The following is a 10,973-nucleotide window of genomic DNA, read 5'->3' on the forward strand; positions in this document are numbered from 1 at the left end:
CGCCATTTTGAGGTCATGATTAATATTATGTTTTGAACGGAGCGCTATCGAGGGGGCGATCGCAGGACAGACGATCGCGAACGGTGGCGTCAGGGACACGAGCGGCGTGGGACATATGAATTTCGGTTTCTTCTCGGCGGGCGCGCGCACTGCTTTCCGGCTCGTCGCCATTCCGGTCGTCTGCGCCGGCCTGGCGAGCTGCAACACAACGAGCGAGACGGCGAAGAAGGCGGGTCGGAGCAAGGAATATTTCGCCGAGTCCGAATACGGCGTGAAGGCCAGCCCGCGCGTCGTCCAGGAAGGGCAGGCGGTCCCCAAGGGGGGCGGACGCTATCAGGTCGGCAAGCCCTACAAGGTGCGCGGCAAGTGGTACAAGCCGCAGGAGGATCCTGACTACGACAAGGTCGGGCTCGCCTCCTGGTATGGCTCTGCCTTCCACGGCCGCAAGACGGCCAATGGCGAAATCTACGACAAGTACCATCTCTCCGCCGCCCATCCGACCTTCCCGCTGCCGAGCTATGCCCGCGTCACCAATCTCGAGAACGGCACCTCCGTCATCGTGCGGGTAAACGACCGCGGGCCCTATTCGCATGGCCGGATCATCGACGTGTCCTCCAAGACGGCGGAGATGCTGGACGTCAAGGGCAAGGGAACCGCCAAGGTTCGTGTCCAGTATGTCGGCAAGGCCCGGCTCGACGGCCACGACATGCCCTATCTGATGGCTTCCTACGTGCCGAAGGGATCGCGCGTTCCCGCGGTCGATCCGGGCGGCCAGATTGCGACCGGCGTGATGGTCGCCTCGGCGGCACCGATGGCGGACAGCCTGCCGGCGATCCCGACCTTTGCCGAGCGGGCAAGCGCGGGCGAGGCGGGTTCGGCCATGACGGCGCTGGCGGAGCAGGCGCCGGCCAGTGCGGCGTTTTCCGCGATGGACGGGTTCGCCATGTTGCCGGAGATCGGCCCGATCCCCGGCGAACGTCCGGATTTCGTGCCGCGCCATGGAGACGGGGCGAGCTTTGCGGCCGCCTATGCCGAAACCCCGGCCGCCGGCGGATCGGTCGAGGCCTTCGATGCCGTCCTGCGTCAGGACGGCTCGCTCGTGCTGCTCTCCGGCAGCGACTAATACCAACCTGCACTGATATTGACCGATTGCGCCGGAGCGATTTTGGCCTGCGGCCAGGAGGAAACCGCAGTCGGACCTCTCGGTCCGGCGAGGATTTTCGACGCCGTCCGCAGTCCAAAAGCGCCCGGCCCTCCGGGTGGGCCGTCTGTCGGCCACCGGCAGCGTCGCAATCCTCGACCGATGCTGAGGCATCGCTCTGCGGTATGCTCCTCGCCGGATGACCGCAGGCGGTCCCACGCAATCGGTCAATATCACTGCAGGTTGGTATAAATCCCGTGAGACAAACGCCCGGACGGTTGCTTGCCGAACGGATGGATGTGTAGGACTTTAGGACAAATGCCGGAGTCTCCATGTCCTTCCGATCGATCGCCGTCCTCGTCCTCTCGCTGATCCTGACATCGACCGCCTGGTCACAGTCACAGCTCTCCGGTGCCTTCGATACCAAGGCCAGGCAGGCCTACCTGATCGATTCCGGGACGGGGACGATCCTCTTTTCGCGCAAGGAAGGCGAGCCGGTCACGTCAGCTTCGCTGGCCAAGGCGATGACGCTGGCCGTCGTCTTCAAGGCGTTGCGGGCGGGCGAGATCGCGCTCGAGACGACCTATTCGGTGTCCGAACACGCCTGGCGGACCGGCGGGGCGCCGTCGCGCACGGCGACGATGTTCGCAGCGTTGAAGTCGCAGGTTTCGGTGCAGGACCTGATCCGCGGCGTCGCCGTGCAGGCCGCCAATGATGCCTGCATCATCCTGGCCGAAGGCATGGCCGGCTCGGAGGCAGCCTTTGCCGCACGGATGAACGAGGAGGCGAGGGCGCTGGGGCTTTCGCAATCGCACTTTGCCAACGCCACCGGCCTGCCGGACCCGGGCAACAAGGTCAGCATGCAGGATCTCGTGACACTCGGGCGCCATCTGAGGGACACCTATCCGGAATACTACCGCTACTATTCCGAGCCGGAATTCGAGTGGAACAAGATCCGGCAGCGCAACCGGAACCCGCTGGTCGGCATGAACATCGGCGTCGACGGGCTGGTGCTCGGCTTTGCCGAGGACAGCGGCTACGGCCTTCTGGCGTCGGTGCAGCGCGACGGCCGCCGGTTGTATCTGGCGCTGGCCGGGATTGCCAGCGAGAAGGAGCGGATCGACGAGGCCCGGCGGATGATCGACTGGGGCATGACGGCGTTCGGGTCGAAGACGCTCTTCAAGGCCGGCGACACCATTGCGGAGGCCAGCGTCTATGGCGGCAGCGTCCACACCGTCCCGCTGGTAACGCCCGGCGATGTCGAGGTCCTGCTGCCGGTCGACAACAAGGAGCGGCTGTCGGCGCGCGTGGTCTATGCCTGGCCGCTGCAGGCGCCGGTCGCGCCGGGCCAACAGGTCGGCGTATTGCGGATCTGGAACGGCGACCGCTTCCTGCGAGAGGTGCCGCTGCAGACGGCGGCAAGCGTCGAGGTCGGAACACTCTCCAGCCGTGCGCTCGATGCGCTCCAGGAACTGCTGTTCTTCTGGCTTTGAGGCCGGTTGCGCGGGCGGCGGTGCCGTGCCGGCATCCCCGCGAATGCGTTTTCGGTTTTGAAGGATATGCGCTAGTAGTGGGCGGAATCGGTCCCGAAGGGCCGGACGATGCCGGTGCGCCGGAGTGGGAAGAGGTCGGTTTGGCCGGTTTGTTCATAACGTTCGAGGGCGGTGAGGGGGCGGGGAAGTCGACCCAGATCCGCTTGCTGGCGCAGGCGCTGCAGGAGCGCGGGCAGGAGGTGCTCGTGACCCGGGAGCCGGGTGGCTCGGCAGGCGCCGAGGCGGTCCGCCATGTCATCCTGTCGGGAGCCGCGGAGCATTTCGGCACCCGCATGGAGGCGTTGCTGTTTGCCGCTGCCCGCAGCGACCATGTCGAGGAACTGATCCGGCCGGCGCTGCGCCGGGGCGGGGTCGTGCTTTGCGATCGCTTCGTCGATTCGTCGCGGGTCTACCAGGGCATCACCGGCAACCTCGAGGCGGAGTTCATCGAACGGCTGCAGCAGGTCGCCGTCAACGGCGTCATGCCGGATTGCACGCTGATCCTCGACCTGCCGGCCGCAATCGGCCTGGAGCGGGCCCGCCAGCGTTCGGCCGGGCCGGTGGACAATGCCCCGGACCGGTTCGAGAAGGAGGAACTGGAGACGCACGAGAAGCGTCGCGAGGCCTTTCTCGATCTTGCCGAGCGCGAGCCGCTGCGGTGCCGCGTCATCGACGCTTCGCAACCGCGCGAGGATATCGCCCGCCAGATCCTTTCGATCGTCGAGCCGCTGCTGCCGTTCGGCCGGCGCAGCCGCCTTGCCCATCCGGAGGATGCGACGTGAGCACCGAGCATCCGGGCCTGCTGGACGGCGCGACGGCACCGGCGGAGCAGGCGCATCTTTTCGGCCATGCGGCGGCGGAAGCCTTCCTCGCGCAGTCCTATCGCTCCGGCAAGGGGCACCATGCGATCCTGATCGAGGGGCCGGAGGGCATCGGCAAGGCGACGCTGGCCTTCCGCTTCGCCCACCATGTCCTCACCCATCCCGACCCGCTTTCGGCCCCGGAAACGATCGCCGATCCCGATCCGCTTTCGGCGCTCGGACGGCAGATCGCCTCGGGCGCCTCGCACAATCTCCTGCATCTCTCCCGGCCGGTGGATGAGAAGACGGGGCGGATGCGCGCTGCGATCACTGTGGACGAGGTCCGCCGCGCCGGAAAATTCTTCGCCCAGACCTCGGGAAGCGGCAACTGGCGGATCGTCATCGTCGATCCCGCCGACGACCTGAACCGGAATGCCGCCAACGCCATCCTCAAGATCCTGGAGGAACCGCCGCGCAACGCAATGTTCCTCGTGCTCACCCATGCTCCGGGCAAGCTCCTGCCGACCATCCGTTCGCGCTGCCTGCCGCTGACCCTTGCGCCGCTTTCGGATCCGGACCTGGAGCAGGCGCTGGGCAGCCTCGGCGTCGCCTTGCCGCCGTCCCGATCGGATCGGCTTCTTCAGGCTGCCGGCGGCAGCGTGTCGACGGCGCTGAAGCTCATCAACTACGGTGGCTTCGACATCCTGGAGGCATTCCAGGCGATCGTCGCCCAGGGTGGCGGTGCGCCGCGCAAGGACGTGCACAAACTCGCCGACGTGCTGGCGGCCAAGGACGGCGACACGCTCTACGACTTCTTCTGTGGGCAGGCGAACGACCATGTGGTGACACGCGCCCGGGCTGCGGCCGTCGGCGGCGACATCGCGGCGGCCGATCGGCTGGCGCGGCTGTCCTCGGCGCTCACTGAAAAGATCGCGATTGCCGCAGGCTACAATCTCGACCGCAAGCAGACGGTCATCGAGATCCTCGACGAGATCGCAGGTCAGATGGGCGGCTGAGGCCGACCGATCGTCCCTCAGGAAAAGACGAGCTTGGTGCCGACCAGGGCAAGGGTGACGGCCAGCATCGCGCTGACGATGCGGTCGGGCAGGCGAGGGGAGAGGTGGCTGCCGATCATGATGCCCGGGATGGAGCCGACCAGCAGCGTCGCCAGCATGGCCCAGTCGACCTCGCCGATGCTCCAGTAGCCGAGGCCGGCGACGAGCGTCAGGGGAACGGCATGGACGATGTCGGAGCCGACGATGTTGCGCACGTTCAGACCCGGATAGAGCGCCAAAAGGACGGTCACGCCCAGCGCCCCCGCACCGACCGAGGTCAGCGTCACCAGCACGCCGAGCGTCAGCCCGAGACAGACGGTGAGGATCGCGACGGTAGAAGGCTGCACCGGCCGCCGGTCGCGCATCAGGTGACGGATCTTCTCGATGATGCGGCGGCGGAAGATCAGGAGCACGGCCGTCAGGATCAGCATGTAGCCGAGCGCAATCGTGATGGTCGCGACAGCGGCGATGTCGTGGCGGTCGATGCCGGACACGAACCAGAGCGTCACCGCTGCCGCCGGGAGGCTGCCGGCCGCAAGCCTGGCCACGACTTTCCAGTCGATCGTCCTGTTGCGACCATGGACGAAGGTGCCTGCGCCCTTGGTGACCGCCGCATAGAGGAGGTCCGTGCCGACGGCGGTGACGGGGTGGACGCCGAAAAGAAGGACCAGAAGCGGCGTCATCAGCGATCCGCCGCCAACCCCGGTAACGCCGACAAGCAGGCCCACGAAGAAGCCTGAAACGGAGAACAGGGGATTGAACGTGCTGAAGAAGTCCAAACAGCGTTTCCTTGGGTTTTCGAGCCGAACACCTTGATCGTCGGTATCGAAACCTCACGAAACGGGTCAGTAGCGCGGCATGGTTAGAGATGGGCCGATAGGCTGTCAAGCAAGCACCATCGTCGGCCGGCACGGCTGATGGCAGGGCAGAGGTGCAAACTTGCTGTTTCCCTTCAAGGACGCATGCGCTAATAGCTGCGACAATCACAGGAATAGACAGGCCAGGCCTCGCCCATGACAGATACGTCGCCCTTCTACATCACCACGGCAATCTCCTATCCGAACGGCAAGCCGCATATCGGCCATGCCTATGAGCTGATCGCGACCGACGCCGTGGCCCGCTACCAGCGGCTGGACGGACGCGACGTGTTCTTCCTGACGGGCACCGACGAGCACGGCCAGAAGATGCAGCAGACGGCGCGCAAGGAAGGCATCTCCGCCCAGGAGCTCGCCGACCGCAATACCGCCGAGTTCCAGAAGATGGCGGTGCTGCTGAATGCGTCCAACGACGACTTCATCCGCACCACCGAGAAGCGCCACCATGAGGCCTGCCAGGTGATCTGGAACCGCATGGCCGAGGCCGGCGACATCTACAAGGACAGCTATTCCGGCTGGTACTCGGTCCGCGACGAGGCCTACTACCAGGAAGGCGAGACGGAACTGCGCGACGACGGCGTTCGCTACGGGCCGCAGGGCACCCCGGTCGAGTGGGTGGAGGAGGAGAGCTATTTCTTCCGGCTGTCCAATTACCAGGACAGACTGCTGGCACTCTACGAGGCGCAGCCGGACTTTGTCGGGCCCACCGAGCGCCGCAACGAGGTCGCCTCCTTCGTCAGGTCCGGCCTGAAGGACCTGTCGGTTTCGCGCACCACCTTCGACTGGGGCATCAAGGTGCCGAACGATCCGGCCCATATCATGTATGTCTGGGTCGACGCGCTGACCAACTACATCACCGCCACCGGCTACCTGACCGATCCGCAAGGGCCGCGCGCGAAATACTGGCCGGCCGATATCCACATGATCGGCAAGGACATCATCCGCTTCCACGCCGTCTACTGGCCGGCCTTCCTGATGTCGGCCGGACTGCCGCTGCCCAAGCGGGTCTTCGCCCACGGCTTCCTGCTCAACAAGGGCGAGAAGATGTCGAAGTCGCTCGGCAACGTCGTCGATCCGGCCAATCTCGTCGAGCATTTCGGCCTCGACCAGATCCGCTTCGTGCTGTTGCGCGAGGTGTCCTTCGGCCAGGACGGCAGCTACAGCGAGGAGGGGATCGCCACGCGCATCAATTCCGACCTCGCCAACGGCATCGGCAACCTGGCGAGCCGCTCGCTGTCGATGATCGTCAAGAACTGCGACGGCCGGATCCCGGTCTGCGGCCCACTGACGGAGGCGGATCGGACGATGCTCGCCTCGGCCGACGCGCTGCATGCCGTCACCCGCGACGAGATGGGCAAGCTGATGATCCATCGGGCGCTGGCGGCGATCATCGCCGTCGTCTCCGAGGCCGACCGCTATTTCGCCGGCGAGGCGCCCTGGGCGCTGAAGAAGACCGATCCGGAGCGGATGGGCACGGTGCTCTACGTCACCGCCGAGGTCGTCCGCCAGATCGCGATCCTGCTGCAGCCCTTCATGCCGGCGTCTTCGGCGAAGCTGCTCGACCTCGTCGCGGCCCCGGCCGACAAGCGCGATTTCGCAGCGCTCGGCGAGGCCGGTCGTCTCGAAAGCGGCACGCCGCTGGAAGCGCCGACGCCGGTCTTCCCGCGCTACGTCGCGCCGGAGGCCTGAGGGCAAGCCTGGACCTGAAAGATGCTGATCGACACCCATTGCCACCTGGACTTTCCTGACTTCGAGGCGGAGCGAGACGCGATCGTCGCCCGCGCCCATGCCGCCGGCGTCGCGCAGATGGTGACGATCTCGACAAGGGTCAGGAAATTCCCGCAAATCCTTGAAATCGCTGAAAAGTACCCGACCGTCTTCTGCTCGGTCGGCACCCATCCGCACAATGCCGACGAGGAACTCGACGTCACCGTCGACGAACTGGTGCGGCTGTCGCAGCATCCGCGCGTGGTGGCGATCGGCGAGGCCGGGCTCGACTATTTCTACGACAACGCCCCGCGCGAGGCTCAGGCGCAAGGCCTGCGAAACCACATCGCGGCGGCACGCCTGACCGGCCTGCCGCTGGTGATCCACAGCCGTTCCGCCGACGAGGACATGGCGGCGATCCTGATGGAGGAGATGGGGAAGGGGGCATTTCCCTTCCTGCTCCACTGCTTTTCCTCCGGTGCCGAACTCGCCCGCATCGGCGTCGAACTCGGCGGCTACGTGTCGTTCTCCGGCATCCTGACCTTTCCGAAATCGGTGGAGCTGCGCGAGATCGCCAAGACCGTGCCGACCGAACGCATGCTGGTGGAGACCGACGCGCCCTATCTTGCGCCGAAGCCGTTCCGCGGCAAGCGCAACGAGCCGGCCTACGTCGCCCACACCGCGGCGGTGCTTGCCGAAACGCTCGGCCTGTCTGAGGCCGAGATCGCGACGATCACCACCGAGAACGCGTTCCGCATCTTCTCCAAGATGCCAAGGCTCTGACATGGTCGGCTACCGGCGGCGCTTCACGATTCTCGGCTGCGGCTCTTCTCCCGGGACACCGCGCATCACCGGCGACTGGGGCGCCTGCGATCCCGACAATCCGAAGAACCGCCGGACGCGCGCAGCGCTGCTGGTCGAGCAGATCGGCCCGGAAGGAACGACGACCGTCGTCGTTGACACGGGGCCGGACTTTCGCGCACAGATGATCGCGGCGAAGGTCGCCCGCATCGATGCGGTGCTCTACACCCATCCCCATGCCGACCACATCCATGGCATCGACGACATCCGCGGCTACGTCATCCATGGCGGACAGATGCCGATCTGGGCGGACCGGCCGACGATGGAGCGCATCCGCGAGGGCTTTTCCTACTGCCTCGAGACGCCAATGGGCGGCTTCTATCCGCCGATCGTCAGCGCCAATCTGATCGAGCCCGCCGACCGGCCGGTCGTGATCGGCGGCGCCGGGGGCGATATCCGCTTCCAGCCGCTGATGCAGGTGCACGGCGCGATCCATTCGCTTGGCTTCCGTGTCGGCGGCTTCGCCTATTGCACCGACGTCAGCGGCTTTCCGGACGAAACGGTGGCCCGGCTTTCGGATCTCGATCTCCTGGTGATCGACGCCCTGCAGTATCACCCGCATGTGAGCCATCTCTCGCTCGGCCAGGCGCTGGACTGGATTGCCCGCCTGAAGCCGCGCCGCGCCGTGCTGACGCACATGCATGTGCCGCTCGACTACGAGACCGTGATGGGCGAGACGCCGGACCACGTCGAGCCGGCCTACGACCAGATGGCGATCGAATTCGACGTCACCGAGGAGGTCGAAGCGCAGGCTAGCGGCGGAGTTTGAGCGGCGGGCAGGGCGCGCACAGGTCATCCGAAGCCCAGCCCGATGCGGCGCATCGATGCCGAAAATCTAACAAGGTACTTTATTTTACCGCTTTAATATGCTGATATATCTATTTTTTATGGAAAGTATCGTGCAAGGTTCTTGCGGACGCGCTCCAGCACGGTTGCTCCAGAGAGGTCCGCGCCTGCGATCCCGACAATCCGAAGAACCGCCGGACGCGCGCAGCGCTGCTGGTCGAGCAGATCGGCCCGGAAGGAACGACGACCGTCGTCGTTGACACGGGGCCGGACTTTCGCGCACAGATGATCGCGGCGAAGGTCGCCCGCATCGATGCGGTGCTCTACACCCATCCCCATGCCGACCACATCCATGGCATCGACGACATCCGCGGCTACGTCATCCATGGCGGACAGATGCCGATCTGGGCGGACCGGCCGACGATGGAGCGCATCCGCGAGGGCTTTTCCTACTGCCTCGAGACACCAAAGGGCGGCTTCTATCCGCCGATCGTCAGCGCCAATCTGATCGAGCCGGTCGACCGGCCGGTCGTGATCGGCGGCGCCGGGGGCGATATCCGCTTCCAGCCGCTGATGCAGGTGCACGGCGCGATCCATTCGCTTGGCTTCCGTGTCGGCGGCTTCGCCTATTGCACCGACGTCAGCGGCTTTCCGGACGAAACGGTGGCCCGGCTTTCGGATCTCGATCTCCTGGTGATCGACGCCCTGCAGTATCACCCGCATGTGAGCCATCTCTCGCTCGGCCAGGCGCTGGACTGGATTGCCCGCCTGAAGCCGCGCCGCGCCGTGCTGACGCACATGCATGTGCCGCTCGACTACGAGACCGTGATGGGCGAGACGCCGGACCACGTCGAGCCGGCCTACGACCAGATGGCGATCGAATTCGACGTCACCGAGGAGGTCGAAGCGCAGGCTAGCGGCGGAGTTTGAGCGGCGGGCAGGGCGCGCACAGGTCATCCGAAGCCCAGCCCGATGCGGCGCATCGATGCCGAAAATCTAACAAGGTACTTTATTTTACCGCTTTAATATGCTGATATATCTATTTTTTATGGAAAGTATCGTGCAAGGTTCTTGCGGACGCGCTCCAGCACGGTTGCTCCAGAGAGGTCCGGCACGAAAGTCTGGCCGGTGATCGTCTCGTAAGCCTGGACGTAGACCTTCGATGTCTGCTCGACGAGTTCGGCGGGGATTTCGGGAATCGGGTCCTTGTAAGGATCGCAGCGCTCGGTGACCCAGGCGCGGACGAAATCCTTGTCGAAGCTCTGCGGCCGCGTGCCGGCGGCAAACGCCGTCTCGTAGCTGTCGGCGATCCAGTAGCGGCTGCTGTCCGGCGTATGGATCTCGTCGGCCAGCACGATGCGGCCGTCCTTGTCGGTGCCGAACTCGTACTTGGTGTCGACCAGGATCAGGCCGCGTTCTGCGGCGCGTGTCTGTCCGCGGGCGAAGAGTGCCAGCGCATAGGCGGAAACGGTGTCCCACTGGTCGGCGGTCAGCAGGCCCTGGGCCAGGATCTCGTCGCCGGAGAGCGGCTCGTCATGGCCGCCGTCGAAGGCCTTGCTGGTCGGCGTGATGATCGGCTGCGGCAGCTTCTCGTTGTCGCGCAGGCCATCCGGCAGGCGGATGCCGTACATTTCGCGCTCGCCGTTGCGGTACTTTGTCAGGACCGAGGTGCTGGTGGTTCCGGCGAGATAGCCGCGCACGACGACCTCGACCGGCAGGATGTCGAGCCGCGTGCCGACGACGACGTTGGGATCCGGATAGGCCAGCACGTGGTTCGGGCAGATATCGGCCGTTTCCTCGAACCAGTAGCGCGCCGTCTGTGTCAGCAGTTGACCCTTGAACGGGATCGAGGTCAGGATGACGTCGAAGGCGCTTAGCCGGTCGGTCGCGATGATGATGCGACTGCCGTCGGGCAGATCGTAGTTTTCGCGAACCTTGCCCTTGTAGCGGCCCGGCAGTTCGGGAATGAAGGCATCTGAAAGTACGCGCAGTTCGCTCATCGTCCGGGCCTCGCATGCAGGAATGATGACAGCGCTAAAGCAGGCGCAGCCCAGAAGGTCAAGACAAAGGGGGCGTTAGCGGGCTCGACGGCTGAATATCACATAAGATAGTTCCATAATCTATCTTATGTGATATCTCTGTGTCGCGGCTATTTAGTAATGCGACAGTTGGGCCAGTTAGAGATGCGACAGTCTCGCCTCTCGACGCACTGGTCA

At 65.2% G+C, this 10,973-nt stretch carries 9 protein-coding genes and 1 pseudogene; 8 read left to right on the forward strand and 2 right to left on the reverse strand.

Features of this window, described 5'->3' with window-relative positions:
- Nucleotides 1–115 precede the first annotated feature (115 nt).
- From OCK02_RS15610 to OCK02_RS15625, 4 genes are all read left to right on the forward strand, one after another.
- On the forward strand, nucleotides 116–1,123 hold the full coding sequence (locus OCK02_RS15610; protein WP_263813870.1) for a septal ring lytic transglycosylase RlpA family protein: 1,008 nt from the start codon (nucleotides 116–118) through the stop codon (nucleotides 1,121–1,123).
- A 350-nt stretch (nucleotides 1,124–1,473) separates the two neighbouring features.
- Nucleotides 1,474–2,634 carry a D-alanyl-D-alanine carboxypeptidase family protein gene (locus tag OCK02_RS15615; RefSeq protein WP_263813848.1) on the forward strand — a complete coding sequence of 387 codons (1,161 nt, stop codon included), beginning with the start codon at nucleotides 1,474–1,476 and terminating at the stop codon, nucleotides 2,632–2,634.
- A 140-nt stretch (nucleotides 2,635–2,774) separates the two neighbouring features.
- Entirely contained in the window at nucleotides 2,775–3,455 is a 681-nt protein-coding gene (gene tmk, locus OCK02_RS15620; protein WP_412178844.1) for a dTMP kinase, read from the forward strand.
- A complete protein-coding gene (locus tag OCK02_RS15625; protein WP_263813849.1) occupies nucleotides 3,452–4,489 on the forward strand; it encodes a DNA polymerase III subunit delta' in 1,038 nt (345 codons plus the stop codon). Before tmk ends, OCK02_RS15625 begins: the two co-directional genes overlap by 4 nt.
- Nucleotides 4,490–4,506: 17 nt before the next feature.
- Here the strand turns inward: OCK02_RS15625 and OCK02_RS15630 are convergent, their stop codons facing one another.
- Complete coding sequence (locus OCK02_RS15630; RefSeq protein ID WP_263813850.1) at nucleotides 4,507–5,307, reverse strand: sulfite exporter TauE/SafE family protein; 801 nt, start codon at nucleotides 5,305–5,307, stop codon at nucleotides 4,507–4,509.
- Nucleotides 5,308–5,541: 234 nt separating this feature from the next.
- Between OCK02_RS15630 and metG the strand changes: the two genes are divergently transcribed.
- From metG to OCK02_RS15650, 4 genes and pseudogenes are all read left to right on the forward strand, one after another.
- The gene (metG, locus tag OCK02_RS15635) at nucleotides 5,542–7,092 is read left to right on the forward strand and encodes a methionine--tRNA ligase (protein WP_263813851.1); all 1,551 of its coding nucleotides are present in this window, start codon (nucleotides 5,542–5,544) and stop codon (nucleotides 7,090–7,092) included.
- Nucleotides 7,093–7,113: 21 nt separating this feature from the next.
- Complete coding sequence (locus OCK02_RS15640; RefSeq protein WP_263813852.1) at nucleotides 7,114–7,893, forward strand: TatD family hydrolase; 780 nt, start codon at nucleotides 7,114–7,116, stop codon at nucleotides 7,891–7,893.
- Nucleotide 7,894: 1 nt separating this feature from the next.
- Complete coding sequence (locus tag OCK02_RS15645) at nucleotides 7,895–8,740, forward strand: MBL fold metallo-hydrolase (protein WP_263813853.1); 846 nt, start codon at nucleotides 7,895–7,897, stop codon at nucleotides 8,738–8,740.
- Nucleotides 8,741–8,922: 182 nt separating this feature from the next.
- Nucleotides 8,923–9,687, forward strand: a pseudogene (locus OCK02_RS15650) (MBL fold metallo-hydrolase); the annotation flags it as partial.
- 116 nt (nucleotides 9,688–9,803) lie between these two features.
- Here the strand turns inward: OCK02_RS15650 and OCK02_RS15655 are convergent.
- The gene (locus OCK02_RS15655) at nucleotides 9,804–10,748 is read right to left on the reverse strand and encodes a phosphoribosylaminoimidazolesuccinocarboxamide synthase (protein ID WP_263813872.1); all 945 of its coding nucleotides are present in this window, start codon (nucleotides 10,746–10,748) and stop codon (nucleotides 9,804–9,806) included.
- Nucleotides 10,749–10,973: the final 225 nt, after the last annotated feature.

The sequence above is a fragment of the Rhizobium sp. TRM96647 genome (assembly GCF_025780115.1).
Classification (GTDB): domain Bacteria; phylum Pseudomonadota; class Alphaproteobacteria; order Rhizobiales; family Rhizobiaceae; genus Mycoplana.

Excerpts from the sequence above, each read along its gene's own strand:
- OCK02_RS15610 (WP_263813870.1), top strand. The coding sequence starts at position 116 with ATGAATTTCGGTTTCTTCTCGGCGGGCGCGCGCACTGCTTTCCGGCTC.
- OCK02_RS15615 (WP_263813848.1), top strand. The coding sequence starts at position 1,474 with ATGTCCTTCCGATCGATCGCCGTCCTCGTCCTCTCGCTGATCCTGACA.
- metG (WP_263813851.1), top strand. The coding sequence starts at position 5,542 with ATGACAGATACGTCGCCCTTCTACATCACCACGGCAATCTCCTATCCG.
- OCK02_RS15640 (WP_263813852.1), top strand. The coding sequence starts at position 7,114 with ATGCTGATCGACACCCATTGCCACCTGGACTTTCCTGACTTCGAGGCG.
- OCK02_RS15645 (WP_263813853.1), top strand. The coding sequence starts at position 7,895 with ATGGTCGGCTACCGGCGGCGCTTCACGATTCTCGGCTGCGGCTCTTCT.